Origin of the sequence: Candidatus Parakkermansia intestinigallinarum (assembly GCF_944389695.1) — a bacterium.
In the GTDB taxonomy this organism is placed as follows: Bacteria; Verrucomicrobiota; Verrucomicrobiia; order Verrucomicrobiales; family Akkermansiaceae; genus Akkermansia; species Akkermansia intestinigallinarum.
Window position 1 is genome coordinate 29,198 of sequence record NZ_CALXNG010000020.1, and the last position, 15,634, is coordinate 44,831.

The following is a 15,634-nucleotide window of genomic DNA, read 5'->3' on the forward strand; positions in this document are numbered from 1 at the left end:
CGGCCGCCGGGCACGCCGTTGAGCTCATCGTCGAGCTTGCCGTTGAGCTCGCCGATATGTTTGCCGACAAGTTTGCCGACAAGTTTGCCGCGGGGGCGCCGGTGAGCCCGCCGGGGCGGCGCTGCATTAATCTTTGGCGGAGTGGACTTTCTTCTTGAATAATCACGGCCGGCTGCGTAATATAGCTGCATGGCAGAAATCCACCCCACCGCTATCGTTGATCCGACCGCCGAACTGGCAGATGATGTGAAAATCGGTCCGTACTGTGTCGTCGGGCCGCATGTGACGCTGGGCCCCGGTTGCGTGCTGCACAGCCACGTGGTGTTGGGCGGTCCGTCGGTGTTCGGCAAGGGCAATGAGTTTTTCCCCTTTTCGGTGATTGGGTTGAAGTCTCAGGATCTCAAGTACAAGGGTGAGCCGACCTACCTCGAGGTGGGCGACTACAATGTGTTTCGCGAGAATGCCAACATCAACCGCTCCACCTCTCCCGAGACCAAGACGGTGATCGGCAGCTACAATCACTTCCTGATCAATTCCCACTGCGGCCACGAATGCGTGGTGGGCAATCACGTGATTCTCTCGGGCTACGCCGGGGTTGCCGGCCACTGCCAGATCGGCGACTGGGCGATTATTTCGGGTTTCGCAGCGCTCCACCAGTTTGTGCGCGTGGGGGCTCATGCGATGGTCGGCGGCTGTGCCCGCGTGCCGCAGGATATTGCGCCTTACGTGATTGCCGAGGGCTTCCCGGCGGCGATTCGCGCGGTCAATACGATCGGGCTGACGCGGCGCGGTTTCGCTGAGGCGGATATCCGCGCTCTCAAGTTCGCCTATCGCAAGATTTTCCTCGACAAGAACTGCGATAAGGAGGCGGCCATGGATCTCGTGCTGGCCGATGAGGTCTACGGCAGCAATGAGCACGTGCTCCATCTCATCAACTTCCTGCGCAGCTCCGAGCGCGGTTTCGCTCACTGATGCAACGCTTTGTCGTATTTGATCTCGACGGCACGCTGGTGGATTCTTTGCCGGGAATTGCCGAGGGCGTCAACCGTGCGCTGGCCTCGCTCGGGCTTCCCGTGCACGAGCCCGAGGCCGTCCGCGGGATGATAGGCCGCGGTGCCGCCAACCTCTGTGCGGCGGCCATAGGCTATGCCGACGCGTCGCTCGCTCCGCCCGATGAGCTCAAGGCCGTGCATGCCGCCTTCGGCCGCGAGTACGCGCATTGCTGGCAGGGAAGCCGCACGACGCCCTATCCCGGCATCAACTCGCTGCTGCACGCTCTCGCTGCGGCGGGGGCGCGCATGGCCGTCCTCTCCAACAAGCCGCATGAGGTGACGCTGCCGATGGTGCAAACGCTCTTTCCCGAGCTTCCCTTCGACCCCATTCTCGGCTTCTCGGGGCGCTACCCGCGCAAGCCCGATCCGACCGCGCTCCGCGCCATTGCCGAGCAGTGGGGCGTCGATGTCCGCGAGCTGGTGATGGTGGGGGATTCTCGCTACGACGCGCTCACGGCGCAGCAGGCTCCCTGCGGTCTGCTGCTCTTCGATTGGGGCTACGGCGGCGGAGACGTCAGTGCGTGGGCCGATTGCGTCGTGTCCTCCGCCGAGGATGCGTTGCACCGCCTGCTGGGCAGTGATGAGGGGTGAGCCGGGGCGCTGAACAGAGCTGCCCGTGTACCTCGGAGCTGAGCGTGTGCCTCAGAGGAGGTCGCGCACGAAGTTTTGCAGGCCCAGCCCGATGAGCAGCAGGCCGGCTCCTGTCTCAAGCCCTCGGCGCGGAAAGCGCTGCAAGAGCTTCGCCCCGTTGAAACCGCCGAGCGAACAGGCAAAGGTGATGAGGCCGATCAGACTCACGGCGAGCATCACCTGAGACCAGTTCAGATGGCTGCCGCAGAGGCTGCCGATGGCCATGCAGACGCCCACGGCCAGGGCGTCGATACTGGTGGCAACGCCGACGATGAGCAGGGCCGGTACGCTGAGCGGCTCAGCTCCCGGGCCGTCGTCCTCGCTGCTCGACCAAGCGTTCCGAATCTGCGTGATGCCCAGCACGCAGAACACCAGCAGAACGAGCCAGTGGTCCCAAGCCGCAACACAGTCCTTCACGCGCAGCCCCCCGGTGTAGCCGAGCAGAGGCATGGCGGCCTGAAAGAAGCCCACGCTGCAGGCGAGTTTCAGGCTGCTGCTGTAACGCCTTTTTCGGAGAACAAGGCCGTATGAAAAAGAGAAGAGCATCGCGTCCACCGCGAGGGCAAAGCCGACGACGATGACTTCGAAAAGATTGAGCATAAACGAGTCGCGATAAAATGAGCGGCCGGAATACGAAGGCGCTGCAACCGAAGCTCCCGCCGGGAGAGCTTCGGTTGCAGGCAGGCGGGCGAATTCAGCATTCGCCGCAGATAAAGCTTACTTCGAGAAGTAGCGCTTGAGGAGGCCGTCAAAGCCCTTGCCGTGGCGAGCCTCATCCTTGCACATTTCGTGCACCGTGTCGTGGATGGCGTCGTAGCCCAGCTCCTTGGCGCGCTTGGCGATGGCGAGCTTGCCGGCGCAGGCGCCGAACTCGGCCTCGGCACGCATGGCCACGTTCTTGGCGGTGTCGGCCGTCAGCACCTCGCCGAGCAGCTCGGCGAACTTAGCGGCGTGCTCCGCTTCCTCGAAGGCGTAGCGCTTGAAAGCCTCGGCAACCTCCGGGTAGCCGTCGCGCTCGGCCTGACGGCTCATGGCGAGGTACATGCCCACCTCGCAGCACTCACCCGTGAAGTTGGCGCGCAGACCCTCGACGACTTCAGCGTCGAGCCCCTGAGCCACACCCACGCGGTGCTCATCGGCGTAATTCTTTTCCGTATCCTTAAGCTCTTCGAAGGTCGTGGCACCGCAGACCGGGCAGACTTCCGGCATGGTGTCGCTCTCGATGACTTCACCGCAGATCGTGCAGACGTATTTCATGGTCTTCTTTTTTGCTGTTTCGTGTTGCTTGTGCCGGTTTCGTATGCCCCGTGCACGTCGGAACTATAGCAGTTCGGCCCGCCCTTGTCAAGGTTTAATCTGGAATAATTCAAAAATAAATGCTTACTCTTTCTTAACTATCAGCTTTTCCTTGCGACGGCGCGGTGTTGTTATCGCAACAGCAGCAAGATCTGCGGGTAAAAGCGGCTTGACGATACAAGATCTTGTGGTAACATCAGGGCATGAGATGCATTCAATGCGGCTGGCTCGAGGATCGGGTCATCGACTCGCGGGTGTCGAAAGACGGCACCTGCATTCGCCGTCGCCGCGAATGCCTGCGCTGCAACTACCGCTACACGACCTACGAGCATCTGGAGCGCACGGAGCTGCGCGTGGTGAAGCGCGACAATATGTACGAAGCGCTGGATCGCGAGAAGATTTTGCGCGGCATGGTCAAGGCGAGCGAAAAGCGCCCGGTGAGCATGGCCGTGCTGGATCAGGCGGCCGATGAGATCATTGCCGAGTTGCACCGCGATCATCAGCGCGAGGTGCCGTCGTTTATCATCGGGAGAAAGGTGATCGAGAAGCTGCAGCAGATCGATCCCGTTGCGTACATTCGCTACGTCTCCGTGTATCGCCAGTTTCAGAGTGTCGATGAGTTCATCGATCTGGTTCGCAACATGGAGCGCAAGAGCCTCACCGACCCCCTGCAACGCAAACTATCACTGGAATGATCGCCACGCGAAATTTTCGCCCGCTGCTGCAGACGGGCTACTGCGTCGTATCCGACTACGACGAGAGCTGGATCGAGTCCGTGCTTCAGGAGGCGGCGGACGCCGCAGGCGTGCGCCTGCCTTTTCGCGCCGAGATTGCCCGAGCCGTTCTGCTGTATCTGGAGCAGAATTGCCCGCTGCCCTCGGTGCCGCTCGACTTCCTCTTTTCGCGCATGCGGCGCATGCTCGATGACGTGGGGCTGAGCCGCGTGGCTCTGCACCTGCGCACGCAAACGCCGCCGGTCAACATCGACCTCGGCTCGCTGGCGCACGAAAGACCTCTGCCGCTCTTCTTTTACACCGAGCTGCAGCACCGCATGGAGGCGCTGCGCCGCATCGGCGTGCGCGACTACCGCTTCACGGGGAAGCGCGAGAGCAGCCTGTTGCTGGGCAATCGCCGGAGAAGCTGCCCCGCGCAGCAGCGCGAACTCGCCGAGCTCGACGGCTTCCTGAGCCGCGTCGAGCACTGAGCGCTCCCCCCGCCCGAACCCGGCTGCCGACGGCCGCCGTCGGCAGGGGCTTCGGCCGTCCTCCCGCGCCTCGGAGCGCAGCCCGCTGCGGAGACCTCCCGCTTGGTGGCCGAACTTTGTTGCAGAGGCGTCCGGCTGACGCCCCCTGTTGCATTTTGCCGTACCCTGTCGCTCTCTGCTGCACCCTGCTGCTCTCTGCTGCACCCCTGTTGCCCCTCTGCTGCACCCCTGTTGCCCCTCTGCTGCACCCCTGTTGCCCCTCTGCTGCACCCGAAGGGCGGCAGGCCGCTTACGACCGCGCCAAACGGCAACCCCCGAGCTCGCGTCGCCGCGAACCCGGGGGTGTTCAAAGAGGCTCGGGAGGGCAGGGGAAGCCCGCCTGCCGACGCCGATTTATTTGGCGTAGGCCGACTCCACGCGCTGCGCCACATCGCGGTAGCCGTAGTCGACCTCGTAGATGCTCTGGTAGCACTTGAGAGCCGCCTCCTTGTTGCCGCAGGCTTCGTTGAGGTTGCCGATGAGGTAGAGAATCTCCTTCTTGGTGTCGTCCATCGTCAGCAGCTCCTTGTTCGCCTCTTCGAGCTGGCGGATGGCCATGTCGTTCATGTTCTTGGACGCATAGCACTTGCCGAGCATCATCATTGCCTTGATGCGCAGATTCGGGTTCGTGCGGGCACGCTGGAGCGCCGGGATCGCCTCCGAGAAGTTGCCCGCGTTGAAGAGAGCCTCGCCGTACTTGAACTGCAGCTGGGCGTCCGTCGGGTTGGCCTCCACACGAGCCTTGGCATCGGCCACGATGGCGTCGTTGACCTCCTGCCGACGGGCGGCGAGGTAAGCCTTGGCCTCCTCGTCGTTCGGGTTGGCCGCCACGACTTGCTCGTAGTATTCAATCTCCGCCTGCATCGCGCGCTCGTGCATCTCGATGGCCTTGTCATTGATGGCCACGTCGGCACCGCCGCTGAGCTGGTAGGCGTAGGCGTAGAAGGAGTAGGCATTGGCAAAGTCCTCGAGCTGCTCGTAGACGCCCGCGATATCCTTCACCACCTGAAGGTTATTCTGATCCGCCGCATACTGAGCCGAAAGCTGAGTGAGACGATCTTGGAGCTCCGTGGCCGTCAGACCGACCTTGTCCTGACTCTCGAGATCCGTCGTGGCGTTCTGATTCTTCATCTTGGTGCGGAAGTCGCCGGAGCCCTCCCAGTTGCCTTGCTTCATCGAGGCTCGGGCGGAGCAGTCCTTCTCGGCGCGAATGGCCTCGGCGTCGGTCGGATCAATCTTGATGATGCGGCGGTAGGTATCCGCCGCCTGCGAGAACTGCTCGTACTTGATGTAGTGCTTGGCCAGCATCTGCAGGTGCTTCTTGGGAGAGTTGGTCCCCTGGCAGATCGTCTCCAGGGCGAATGCGGCAATGTCCGGCAGGTTCAGATCAATGGCGGCGGCATAGAGAGACTCATTGGCCGAAATGGAGTAGGGATCGCGCTCCAGATCATCCTCCACGCTGCTCAGCGTCGCTTCCGGATCCTTGCGCGAGGACGAAATACCCCTCATGCCCGAGAAGATCGACGAGCGGCGACCGGCATCCGGAACGCTCTTGATCTCGCAGGCGCGCAGAATCTTGCGCCCCTCCAGAAAGCCCGGAGCACGCTTGACGAGGGTCTTGAGGATGCTGACGGCATACTTGTAGTTCTTGGTGCCGACGGCCTGTCTGGCCTTCAGCCACAGGGCCTGTTGCTCGGCGTTCAATTCTCGGTCGGTAATAATGGTGATCATATGTGAAAGGAGCTGATGGAGAGTATGCGTGGCGGCTGACGGCCTCCACGATCATGCTTTCCTTTCTTTTAACATAATGCGGCGCGGATTTCAATCTTGTTTTTCAGGAAAATCATGCCAAAATACCTCTGACATGAGAGCAGACGCAGTTTTGAGCCGCTACGGCTATTGTTCGCGGCGCGAGGCGCCCCTCTGGATTCGCGCGGGGCGGCTTGTCCGCCGCGGCGGTGAAGTGCTGCGGCGCCCGGCCGAGCAGGTGGATCCGTCGGAGCTGCTGGTGGATGGTGAACCGGTGCCCTTCGTCAACGGTCTCTACGTCGCCTTTCACAAGCCGACGGGCTGCTCTTGCAGCCACCGCGAGCGGGGAAGGCTGGTTTATGACCTGTTGCCGCCGCAGTGGCTGCGCCGCAGCGAGGGTATCAGTACGGTGGGGAGGCTCGACAAGGAGACGAGCGGCCTGCTGCTCATCACCGATGACGGGCGCTTCGTCCACGCGCTGACCAGCCCCAAGCGCCACGTGCCGAAGGTCTACGCCTACGAGTGTGCGGAGCCTGTGCCGGCTTCGGCCGTCGAGCTTTTTGCGTCGGGCTCGCTGCTGCTAGAGGGAGAGACGGCGCCCTGCCTGCCGGCGCAGCTGGTGCGCGAGACGCCGACGAGCGGGCGCCTGACCCTGCACGAGGGTCGCTACCACCAAGTGCGGCGGATGTTGGCCGCCGTCGGTGCCCCGGTGACGAAGCTGCACCGCATCTCCATTGGTCCCTTGAGTCTCGAGGACTTGGGCTTGGCTCCCGGCGAGTGGGCGCCCGTTGATCCGAAGCTTTTTGACGTTGATTGATCATGGGAGCGGAACGCTGTTCGGCCGGGGCGCGGGCGGTTGGAACGCGCTGCTCGGGGTGGGGCTTGACTCAGAAAGCGGGAGCGGATTTGACGCCGAGCTCGGGAGTGAGTTTGACGCCGAGCGCGGGAGCGGATTTGACTCCGAGCGCGGGAAGGAGGCCGACGTCGAGCGCGGGAAGGAGGCCGATGCCATGAGAGAGGGAGAACGGGGCGGCGGTACGCCGGGACGCGACGGGGACTTCGAGATGCCCATTGCCGTGCGCGCCGAGTTTTCGGTGCTCTACGAGGACGACGAGATTCTCGCGGTCGACAAGGCGGCTCCCCTGCTCATGCACCCGACGGGGACGAAACGCGAACCGACGCTGCTGCACGGCCTGCAGCAACTGCTGGCCTTTGAACTGGCCTGCGGCGGGCAGGTTTCGCTCATCAACCGCCTCGACCGCGAGACCAGCGGCATCGTGCTGGTGGCCAAAAGCGCCGCCGCTGCCGGCGAGCTCGGCAAGGCGATGCAGCAGCGCCTCTTCCGCAAGGTCTATCTGGCTGTGGTGCAGGGCAGCCCGATCTGGGAGTCGGCCTACTGCGCCGAGCCCCTGCGCCGCATGGAAGAGGTGGCCGAGACGCGCCTGCACGTGCGCCAGTGCTGTGATGCCGGCGGCAAGCCCTGCGCCACTGCCTTGCGCGTGCTCAGGCGCGTGCCGGCGAGGGCGGGGCTGCCGCCCATGGCTCTGGTGGAATGCCGCCCGCGCACCGGCCGCCTGCACCAGATCCGCGTCCATCTCGCGCATCTCGGGCATCCGCTGGTGGGGGACAAAATCTACGGAGGCGACGAGAGCTGCTACCTCGACTTCATCGCACGGGGGTGGACGCCCGAGCTCGCGGCTCGCCTCATCCTGCCGCGCCACGCGCTGCACGCCTGCGAACTGAGCTTCCCGCACCGAGGCCGTCTGCTGACGGTGAGAAGCCCTCTGCCCGGTGATCTGGCGGAGCTGCTGGACGGCGGCGGGAGCGGCGGCAGGAACGGCGGCGCCTGCGTTGCCGCCTCGTCTCTTTAGGATTGATTTCCGCCGGAGCAGGGGGTAGAATGCCTGCGTTATGAGCAATGCCAAAGACGAACTCTTGCAGATTCTTCTCGCCAAATCCATCAAGACCGGCCACTTCATTCTGGCCAGCGGCAAGGAGAGCGATCTCTACTGTGACTGCCGCGTGACGACGCTGGATGCGCGCGGCGCCAATCTGATCGGTGAACTGGGCTGGAAGCTCGTGCAGGAGGAGATCCTGCCGAAGTTCCCCGACGTGCAGGCCATCGGCGGCATGACGATGGGGGCGGATCCCATCTCGCTGGCCATCGGCATGTACTCGGCCTCTTCGCCGAGCCCCCTCAAGGTTTTTACGGTTCGCAAGGAGGCCAAGGACCACGGGCGCGGCAAGCGCATCGAGGGCAACTTTGCCCCCGGGCAGCAGATCATCGTCGTCGACGACGTCATCACGACGGGCGGGTCGACCATCAAGGCCATCGACGCCATCGAGGCGGAGGGCGGCAAGGTGGTGGCCGCTCTGGTGTTGGTGGATCGTGAGGAGGGCGGTCGCGAGGCTATCGAGGCTCGCGGCGTGCCGGTTTTCCCGCTCTTCACCCGCAAGAGCATCTTCGGCGATCGTTAAACCGTATTCCCGTCACGCGCAGCCTCCGCCGCCGGGGCGCGGGGTGCTGCGCATGACTTCTTGTCGCCATGCTTCCCGTCATCGTCGGCATAGAGGGTCCCGAGCTGAGCCGCGAAGAGCGTGAACTCTTTGCGCGTCTGCAGCCCGCCGGCTACATCCTCTTTTCCCGCAACATCATCGACTACGAGCTCACGCGCGAGCTGACGGATGAGCTGCGCCGCCTCACCTCGGGCGCCTACGAGCCCATCATTGCCGTTGATCAGGAAGGCGGCCGCGTGATACGCACGGCCGCCGTCGGCGTGAAGCTTCCTTCGGCCGCGGCGCTGGCCGCCACGGGCAGCGAACACCGCATTCGCCAAGCGGCCTACCTCGCCGCACGCGGCCTCCGAGCACTGGGTATCAACACCGATTTGGCGCCCGTACTCGACATCGCGTCGCCCCATGCCAACGCCTTGCCGGGGCGCTGTTGGGGGAGCGATTCGCAGCAGGTGATCAGCCGCGCCGGCGTGTGGAACCGCTCACTGGCCCGCTGCGGCATCCTCACCTGCGGCAAGCATTTCCCCGGCATGGGAGAGGCGAGCTGCGACCCGCATGAAACGCTGCCCGTGCTGCACGGCACGCGCGACTCCTTCCTGCGCGAAGCGGCGCTGCCCTTCACGGCGCTCATGCCCGAGCTGCCCTCCCTCATGATTGCTCACCTGCTGATTCCCGAGATGGATGCCGACCTGCCCTCCTCGCTCTCGCCGGAGCTCATTCGCGGCTTCCTGCGCGACCAGCTCGGCTACGAGGGACTCGTTTTGACCGACGACCTCTGCATGGGAGCCATTGCGGAGAGCTACCGCCCCGAAGAATCCGCCCCGCTGGCTTTGCAGGCCGGGGCGGATCTGCCGCTCGTCTGCCACGGCGCCGTCGACAAGCTTGAGGCCGTCGCGCGGGCCCTGCGCGAGCTGCCGCAGCCCCTGCTGGCCGATGCCGAGGCTCGCATCGAGCACTTCCGCCTCATGATCAGCACCCTTCCCGGGCTGAGCTTCCTTGAGTGGAACGATTACCTGAGCGCCCTCGCCGAGTTTGAAGCCCTCGTGCCCGAGCCCGCGGCGTCCGCGCCCGACTCGGCCGTGCAGCGCTACTGAGCACCGAGCTTCGCCCGCGCCTCGCTCGGCGATGAGAAGCCGCACCCGGCCGGTTCAGTTGCCGAGCTGCGCTCCCCGAATCGGCATCACCGGCAGAGGCGGCTCGTCCGCACCGAGCCAGTTGAGATGCGTCGTCGTGATGAACACCTGAGCGCCGGCGGGCAGACGCTCCAGAAGGGAACGTCGGCGACCGGGATCCAACTCGCCGAACACGTCATCAATCAGCAGCACCGCCGCTTGCCCCGTTTCCGCCTCCAACAGCGACGCCTCAGCCAGCCGCATCGCCGTCGCCAGCGTGCGCTGCTGCCCCTCCGACGCAAAGAGAGCGGCCTCCACCCCGCCGATCATCAGGCAAAAATCATCGCGATGCGGCCCCAGCGTCGTGAACCCCAGCCGCTCATCCTCGTCGAAACAGCGTGCGAGCGCGGCATCCAGCGGCAGCTCCGTCGACGGCCGATAGTGCAGCTCCACCAGCTCGCGCCCCTGTGAAATACCGCTGTGGTGGTCGCTGATATGGGGTTGAATCAGCTCCAGCAAGCGCCGACGGAGTTCCGTGATGATGCTCCCGTGGCGGCAGAGCAGCTCGTCGAAACTGCGGAGCGCCGCGCGGTTGCGGCGCGGATGCCGCAGCAGAGCGTTGCGCGAGCGCAGAGCCTTGCGGTAGGCCGGCAGAGCCTCTCGGTAGGCCGGGTGCCACTGCGCCCCGAGAAAGTCGAGGTAGGCTCGCCTCTCCTCCGCCGCACCCCGCACCAGTGCAATATCGCCGTTGCCCAGCCAAGTCACGGGGGGCGCCTCGCGGAGATAATCGGCGTAGTCGCGGCATTCAAGCCCCTGCCAACTGAGCTCCAAATGCCGATCCCGCCAGCGCACGCGCCGCTTCCCCTCCGTCGTATCCAGCGAAATGCCGAAGGAGGAACACCCGTGCTGCGCCAGTCGGTCGAGGCGGGTCGTGCGCGGCGAATGCAGCGTCAGCGCAAAGCAGATCGCCTCGAGCAGACTCGTCTTGCCCTGTGCATTGTCTCCCAGCAGCAGCGCCCCCTCGGCCGGAAGCTCCCAGTACAGCGATGGGTAGCAGCGAAATTGACTCAGCCTCAGGGTGTTGAGCATGAATCAGCCCCGGGTCGGAAGCGCCGCAATCGCCGCCATCACCTTGCGGCCGATGGCGCGCTGCTCGTCGCGCGTGCGCGCCTTGAGCTCCTGCGGCGTAAACTCGATAGGATCGCCCACCGACACCGTAATGGGGCGCAGGCGGAGCCTCTTGCTGTGAATCGGCAGACAGTCGTACGCACCCTCGATGCGGAGCGGCTGCACCGGAACCGAGGCCAGACGGCTGATAATCAGACCGATGCCGGGCATGGCCTCATGAATCTTGCCGTCGGGAGAGCGAGCGCCCTCGGGGAAAATGACAATAGCCTCCCCGTTGCGCACCACGCGCAGCACCTTCATGATGCTCGCCGGATCGGGGCGTTGCTGGTCGATGGGCAGCGCGTGGCACTTCGGCAGCAACCAGTGCATGAAGCCGTTGGTGAAAAGCGTCTTGCGCGCCAGGAAATTCACGGAGCGATCAAAAATTTGCCCGATGACGGGCGGATCGAGAAAACTCTGGTGATTGCAGACATAGACGCAGGGCCCGTCTTCAATGAGCTTCTCGCGGTTGATGATTTTCAGGTCGAAGAGGCCTCGCACCACGCCGCGAACAATGTGGTAGGAGACAAAGTAGATGGGGTTCATATCCGTGGACATCGGGACGCAGAAAGTAAATGTTCGGAGTAAAGGAAAAGAGAAAGTCGGCGCGGCCGCTCCGCGCCTCGAGCCCTCAGTGCGCGGCCAGACGGGAAAGCACGTCGCCGGCAATCAGATCGACCACCTGCTCAATGCTCATGTCTGAGGTATCGACAAGCTTCGCATCGGCCGCCTGCACCAGCGGCGCGCAGGCTCGGTGACTATCCTTGCGGTCGCGCTCGGCAATCGAATCCGTCAGCCCCTGAGCGGCGCGACGGGCGGCGCGCACCTCTTCCGAGGCCGTCACGAAATACTTGAAAGGCGTGTGGGGGAACACCACCGTGCCGATATCGCGCCCCTCCATCACCACGGCCTCTCGGCTGTTGTACTCGCGCTGCTTCTCCACGAGAAAGGCGCGCACCGCCGGCACCGAAGCCACGGTCGACACGTTGTTGTTGGTCTCGGGCGCCGTCAGCTCGTCAACCAGCTCGCGCCCCTCGCCGAGCACGCAGGAGCAAGCCCCCTTTTTGCCGAAAGCCAGCGGCAGCTCGGGCAGCGCCGCCGCCACCGCCGCGGCATCCGCCGGATTAATTCCCCGCTGCAGCAAATACCACGTCACGGCACGATACATCGCACCGGTGTTGATGAAAGTGAAACCGAGGCGTTCAGCCACCAGGCGAGCCACGGTTGACTTGCCCGACGCTGCCGGCCCGTCAATGGCAATGGCAGGAGGATTCATATGTCGGTATTCTAGCGCAGGGGTGGGCGGATTGTCCAGCCTAAACCGCTCCGATCGCCAAAAGAGAGCCTGAGCGGCTCGCGCGAGATCGGGCGGCATCATCGCGCCGTCAATCGGCGCTGCGCTCCGCAGAGCCTGCCGAATCGCCGACGACGACGCAGGGTGGGTCAGCGTCACGAAGCGCACCCGCACGCCCGGCCTCGCAACGGCGGATTCGCCGTTGCGGCGGCAGACGATGAAGCTCAGCCGCTCGACGAGCAGCTCATAGCGCGCCCAGCGATGCAGCTGATTCCATTGATCCATCCCCATCAGCCAGCTGAGCTCATCGTGCGGATGAAGTTGCAGCCAGCGCTCCGTGAGGCGCCACGTCCAACTCGGCGGCGGCAGTTCGAGATCGAGCGTCGATAGCTCCATCCCCCGCTGCCCGCAGAGCGCACGGCGCAGCAGCAGCAAGCGGGACCCCGTCGAAAAAAGCGGCGGATTCTCCTGCTTGAACGGAGAGAGAGCCGCCGGCAAAAAAACAACGCGATCCGCCCCGCCGCCGGACAAAGCCGCCCGCGCCATAGCCAGATGGCCGCCGTGCACCGGATCAAAACTGCCCCCGAAAAGGCAGACGCGCCGCCCGTCCTCCGAACCGCTCCCGGCACCCGCAGCAGAACTGCTTCCGGCACCCGAAGTTGAACCACCCTCGGCGACCGCTCTTGAGCCGCTCCCGGCACCCGCAGCAGAACCGCCTCCGGCGCCCGAAGTTGAACCACCCTCGGCGACCGCTCTTGAACAGCCTCGGTCACTCGGCGTCGAGCTGCCCCCGGCGCCCGAAGACAAGCCCCCGACCCGCGCTGAACCCTCGTCCTCGCACATGACCCGCAGCAGGCGAACCCAAGGCCCGGCAAACTCAAAGACCCTCCGTGTCCTTGTAGGGCAGGAAGCAGCCGATGGGCATCTTGATGTACTTCTTCTCGGGCGTGAGGCGGCGCAGATTTTTGATAAAGCGCGACAAATCACCGTAATTGGCCGCCGTCTTGGGAATACCCTGATGCCCGCAGTTGACCAGCACATTGAAATGAAGCTCGGCATGCAAGTGCGCGGGGAACATCCCGCGGTTCGTGCCGATGGTGCCGATCTGATCGCCGCGCCGCACCAGCTGCCCCAGCTGCACGTCAATGCGGTCGAGATGCGCATAGAGCGTCTGGCAGCAGAGCACCTTGCCCGACTTCGGGTCGCGGAAAGCGTGGCGCACAATCACCACATTGCCCCATCGTCCCTTGGCATCGGCCGCATAAGTCACCAAGCCGTGCCCGATCGTGTAGACCGGATCGCCGAGATCCGAATTGCCGCCGCCCACGCCGTTCCAGTCCTCGCCGAGATGGCGGGGCGTGCGCAGACGCAGACCGCGCGCCTTGTAATAACCCTCGCCGTCGGGCTTGCCGACCGGAAAATCGAAACCGTCGGCGAGCGGAACGTATGCCCACTTGCCGTCCGGCGTCTTGCGAGCCATGATGGCGGCCTCAGCCGCACTGCTCATGATCGTCAGAAACAGGACCGAAAGAAAAATTGCTGCCAATCTGCCGCGCGTGAACATGCCGCTAAACTACCATTTTTTTTTCAGTAATTCAAGCCTGAAACGCGGCATGATGTCGCGCACCTGCCGCACGTTGCCTCGGCGGCATGATACGCCTCCCTTCCTTGATGCCAAGGGGAGGCCGTGCGCCCATCTCTCGAGAAACCTCTCTGCGCTTCCGCTCGGAAGGAGGAGGCGAGGAAACGAGCACCGCTTCTCCGGCCTCACTCTTTGCGTCTGTAGAGAGAGTACGAGCCTCCCTTGTTCACCTCAACCGTCTCCACGCACTCATAGCGTTGATTCAAGACCTCCTTCATCGCGGGATTCCCCTGGTCAACAATGTAGAGCGGGGGCGATGATTTCAACCACTGAGTTGTTTCGTCACCGATTTCCGGCATGCTGCACGAGTAGAAGGATTGCAACGTAAAGTAGCGATAACACGGAGTAACATTCATGTTGATGTACACGTCGGGCGCCAAGTCCATCCCCCATACCTTGTCTCGATCCGCCGCAGGAATCGCTTCGCCCAGCTTTTGGCAGGCTTGGTAATGGAGTTCAATGCCTGTTTGGGTGAGCTGTGCGAGATTTCGGGAGACACACGCCTTGCAGACACTGAGCATATTCATGCTGAACGGGGTCAAAAGCAGCAGAGAGCACAGGGAAGTGCGATAATACACCGACTTCCGCTTTGAGTCCGGAGCGGAATCCTGCTGTTCAAAGTATCGCATCATCCGGGATAAAAACAGCACAAACAAAGGCTCAATGATGTACACGTAGTGATTGTAGCCATTGCCGACAAAGAGAATCAGATAACTCAGCAATCCCGCAACCGAGACGGGAAAAGCCACTTGCCCCCTCGTTCGCCTGCCCGCATAGTCACGCAACACCAAGGCAACGACAAGCAATGCCGGCAGTCCCTTGGCTGCCATCAAGACATACTCCTGCCACGTCTTGGACGAGACCCCTTCGGCTGCAAAACTAAAATTATGCAGAAAACAGCCTTGGAGAAAAATCTCCATGGCGCCGTGATGCATAAAGTATGCACAGAACGGAATCAGAGCCAGAATCAACCCGCCGACCATTGATGCCGCGGCTTTGAAAACAGACAGCCAACATTTGCCCCTCAGGAGCAGCAGAACGGCTCCCAAACTCAGTCCGAACAGAGCCGCGGAATTGTTCATGCGGATCATGGTAACCGCTCCGCCGGCCAGGCCGATCGAAAACCACACCCACGCCGGAACTGCCGCGACCTTGCTCTGCTTTACCAACGCGCGCATCAGCCAGTAGAAGGGCCAAATCATGAAAACTTGGCTGTACAACTCATTCGTACCTCCTCCATCCATGGTGGCCAACTGAAACAGCAGGACGAAAAACAGAATAAACCAACTCTGCCTGAACGAAACAAACAAACGGGCCAGACGGAAGGAAGCTGCCAGAACCAGTGCCACAGACACTGATTCCAAGAGACAAAGGCCCATTTTCCCTCCGGAGATGAAGAAGCCTATGGCGTAGATAAAGAAGAGCAGTGGCCCCTTGTGATCATACAAATCCCTATAGGGCACATAACCCTCGGTGATGCCCCGGCCGATGACACTCCATACGGCGGTGTCCGATGTGATATACGGGTGGAGAGGCGTGCCCGTCTGAGAAAAAAACACGATCAGCAGGGCTGCCGGAATCAGGCACAGGCCGAACAGTGCCCAAAAGGAAACATCTGCCGCTTTTGCCCATTTTTCCACTCTCAGTAAAAGTGATCTAGCAGAAATCATACAGCACGCGATGTTGAGAACCTCGGGAAGATATCGGAAGTTTTTACCTCTGTCAAGTCAAAAGCTTTTCCCTACGACCCGCGCGTTTGTCTTCGGAGATGTGTCAGAGGTGCCGCATGAGTCTCTGCGGGCGATGCATGATGTCTCGCGTTTGCGTGCCGATCATCCGAAGCAGAGCCGAATTCTCCCCACACCTGTCCCAAAGTTTGAGCAGGGGGGAAAAGGGATGCAGTAATCATGCGGGGTGTCGGGCAAGGAGAGGGCA

Annotated in this window: 16 protein-coding genes; 8 read left to right on the forward strand and 8 right to left on the reverse strand. The window is 62.9% G+C overall.

Annotated features, from left to right (window positions below):
• Positions 1 to 189 precede the first annotated feature (189 nt).
• Positions 190 to 972: an acyl-ACP--UDP-N-acetylglucosamine O-acyltransferase gene (gene lpxA / locus AC6UAL_RS06750; RefSeq protein ID WP_500682613.1), complete on the forward strand. Its 783-nt coding sequence runs from the start codon at positions 190 to 192 to the stop codon at positions 970 to 972.
• Positions 972 to 1,643 (forward strand): HAD family hydrolase, encoded by a 672-nt coding sequence (locus AC6UAL_RS06755; protein WP_500682614.1) that lies wholly within the window; start codon positions 972 to 974, stop codon positions 1,641 to 1,643. Before lpxA ends, AC6UAL_RS06755 begins: the two co-directional genes overlap by 1 nt.
• Before the next feature lie 51 nt (positions 1,644 to 1,694).
• On the opposite strand, the gene AC6UAL_RS06760 is transcribed toward AC6UAL_RS06755, so the two are convergent.
• The gene (locus AC6UAL_RS06760) at positions 1,695 to 2,282 is read right to left on the reverse strand and encodes a manganese efflux pump MntP (protein ID WP_500682615.1); all 588 of its coding nucleotides are present in this window, start codon (positions 2,280 to 2,282) and stop codon (positions 1,695 to 1,697) included.
• 117 nt (positions 2,283 to 2,399) lie between these two features.
• Positions 2,400 to 2,939, reverse strand: a complete 540-nt coding sequence (locus AC6UAL_RS06765) for a ferritin family protein (RefSeq protein WP_500682616.1) — start codon at positions 2,937 to 2,939, stop codon at positions 2,400 to 2,402.
• Positions 2,940 to 3,181: 242 nt separating this feature from the next.
• Between AC6UAL_RS06765 and nrdR the strand changes: the two genes are divergently transcribed.
• A complete protein-coding gene (nrdR, locus tag AC6UAL_RS06770; RefSeq protein ID WP_500682617.1) occupies positions 3,182 to 3,673 on the forward strand; it encodes a transcriptional regulator NrdR in 492 nt (163 codons plus the stop codon).
• On the forward strand, positions 3,670 to 4,182 hold the full coding sequence (locus AC6UAL_RS06775) for a hypothetical protein (protein WP_500682618.1): 513 nt from the start codon (positions 3,670 to 3,672) through the stop codon (positions 4,180 to 4,182). The genes nrdR and AC6UAL_RS06775 overlap by 4 nt, the downstream gene beginning before the upstream one ends.
• Before the next feature lie 393 nt (positions 4,183 to 4,575).
• Here AC6UAL_RS06775 and AC6UAL_RS06780 read toward each other — a convergent pair whose 3' ends face one another.
• Entirely contained in the window at positions 4,576 to 5,952 is a 1,377-nt protein-coding gene (locus tag AC6UAL_RS06780; protein WP_500682619.1) for a tetratricopeptide repeat protein, read from the reverse strand.
• Between the two features lie 133 nt (positions 5,953 to 6,085).
• Between AC6UAL_RS06780 and AC6UAL_RS06785 the strand changes: the two genes are divergently transcribed.
• The 4 genes from AC6UAL_RS06785 to AC6UAL_RS06800 all read left to right on the forward strand — a co-directional run bounded on the left by AC6UAL_RS06785 (position 6,086) and on the right by AC6UAL_RS06800 (position 9,578).
• Positions 6,086 to 6,787, forward strand: a complete 702-nt coding sequence (locus AC6UAL_RS06785) for a pseudouridine synthase (RefSeq protein ID WP_500682620.1) — start codon at positions 6,086 to 6,088, stop codon at positions 6,785 to 6,787.
• Positions 6,774 to 7,841 (forward strand): RluA family pseudouridine synthase, encoded by a 1,068-nt coding sequence (locus AC6UAL_RS06790; protein WP_500682621.1) that lies wholly within the window; start codon positions 6,774 to 6,776, stop codon positions 7,839 to 7,841. Before AC6UAL_RS06785 ends, AC6UAL_RS06790 begins: the two co-directional genes overlap by 14 nt.
• 40 nt (positions 7,842 to 7,881) lie before the next feature.
• Positions 7,882 to 8,448: an orotate phosphoribosyltransferase gene (pyrE, locus tag AC6UAL_RS06795; RefSeq protein WP_500682622.1), complete on the forward strand. Its 567-nt coding sequence runs from the start codon at positions 7,882 to 7,884 to the stop codon at positions 8,446 to 8,448.
• A gap of 68 nt (positions 8,449 to 8,516) precedes the next feature.
• Entirely contained in the window at positions 8,517 to 9,578 is a 1,062-nt protein-coding gene (locus AC6UAL_RS06800) for a glycoside hydrolase family 3 N-terminal domain-containing protein (RefSeq protein WP_500682623.1), read from the forward strand.
• A gap of 54 nt (positions 9,579 to 9,632) precedes the next feature.
• Here the strand turns inward: AC6UAL_RS06800 and recF are convergent, their stop codons facing one another.
• From recF to AC6UAL_RS06825, 5 genes are all read right to left on the reverse strand, one after another.
• Positions 9,633 to 10,685, reverse strand: coding sequence for a DNA replication/repair protein RecF (gene recF, locus AC6UAL_RS06805; protein WP_500682624.1), 1,053 nt, complete (start codon positions 10,683 to 10,685; stop codon positions 9,633 to 9,635).
• A gap of 3 nt (positions 10,686 to 10,688) precedes the next feature.
• Positions 10,689 to 11,321, reverse strand: coding sequence for a lysophospholipid acyltransferase family protein (locus AC6UAL_RS06810; protein WP_500682625.1), 633 nt, complete (start codon positions 11,319 to 11,321; stop codon positions 10,689 to 10,691).
• Between the two features lie 73 nt (positions 11,322 to 11,394).
• Entirely contained in the window at positions 11,395 to 12,900 is a 1,506-nt protein-coding gene (gene cmk, locus AC6UAL_RS06815) for a (d)CMP kinase (RefSeq protein WP_500682626.1), read from the reverse strand.
• A 34-nt stretch (positions 12,901 to 12,934) separates the two neighbouring features.
• Positions 12,935 to 13,564, reverse strand: a complete 630-nt coding sequence (locus tag AC6UAL_RS06820; protein WP_500682627.1) for a M23 family metallopeptidase — start codon at positions 13,562 to 13,564, stop codon at positions 12,935 to 12,937.
• Positions 13,565 to 13,824: 260 nt separating this feature from the next.
• Positions 13,825 to 15,369, reverse strand: a complete 1,545-nt coding sequence (locus AC6UAL_RS06825) for a glycosyltransferase family protein (protein WP_500682628.1) — start codon at positions 15,367 to 15,369, stop codon at positions 13,825 to 13,827.
• Positions 15,370 to 15,634: the final 265 nt, after the last annotated feature.

What these genes read in the sequence shown, in the direction of transcription:
- AC6UAL_RS06785 (WP_500682620.1), top strand. Translation starts at nt 6,086, where the DNA reads ATGAGAGCAGACGCAGTTTTGAGCCGCTACGGCTATTGTTCGCGGCGC.
- AC6UAL_RS06825 (WP_500682628.1), bottom strand. Translation starts at nt 15,369, where the DNA reads ATGATTTCTGCTAGATCACTTTTACTGAGAGTGGAAAAATGGGCAAAA.
- lpxA (WP_500682613.1), top strand. Translation starts at nt 190, where the DNA reads ATGGCAGAAATCCACCCCACCGCTATCGTTGATCCGACCGCCGAACTG.
- AC6UAL_RS06820 (WP_500682627.1), bottom strand. Translation starts at nt 13,564, where the DNA reads ATGAGCAGTGCGGCTGAGGCCGCCATCATGGCTCGCAAGACGCCGGAC.
- cmk (WP_500682626.1), bottom strand. Translation starts at nt 12,900, where the DNA reads ATGTGCGAGGACGAGGGTTCAGCGCGGGTCGGGGGCTTGTCTTCGGGC.
- AC6UAL_RS06800 (WP_500682623.1), top strand. Translation starts at nt 8,517, where the DNA reads ATGCTTCCCGTCATCGTCGGCATAGAGGGTCCCGAGCTGAGCCGCGAA.
- recF (WP_500682624.1), bottom strand. Translation starts at nt 10,685, where the DNA reads ATGCTCAACACCCTGAGGCTGAGTCAATTTCGCTGCTACCCATCGCTG.
- AC6UAL_RS06780 (WP_500682619.1), bottom strand. Translation starts at nt 5,952, where the DNA reads ATGATCACCATTATTACCGACCGAGAATTGAACGCCGAGCAACAGGCC.
- AC6UAL_RS06810 (WP_500682625.1), bottom strand. Translation starts at nt 11,321, where the DNA reads ATGTCCACGGATATGAACCCCATCTACTTTGTCTCCTACCACATTGTT.
- nrdR (WP_500682617.1), top strand. Translation starts at nt 3,182, where the DNA reads ATGAGATGCATTCAATGCGGCTGGCTCGAGGATCGGGTCATCGACTCG.
- AC6UAL_RS06765 (WP_500682616.1), bottom strand. Translation starts at nt 2,939, where the DNA reads ATGAAATACGTCTGCACGATCTGCGGTGAAGTCATCGAGAGCGACACC.
- pyrE (WP_500682622.1), top strand. Translation starts at nt 7,882, where the DNA reads ATGAGCAATGCCAAAGACGAACTCTTGCAGATTCTTCTCGCCAAATCC.
- AC6UAL_RS06775 (WP_500682618.1), top strand. Translation starts at nt 3,670, where the DNA reads ATGATCGCCACGCGAAATTTTCGCCCGCTGCTGCAGACGGGCTACTGC.
- AC6UAL_RS06760 (WP_500682615.1), bottom strand. Translation starts at nt 2,282, where the DNA reads ATGCTCAATCTTTTCGAAGTCATCGTCGTCGGCTTTGCCCTCGCGGTG.
- AC6UAL_RS06755 (WP_500682614.1), top strand. Translation starts at nt 972, where the DNA reads ATGCAACGCTTTGTCGTATTTGATCTCGACGGCACGCTGGTGGATTCT.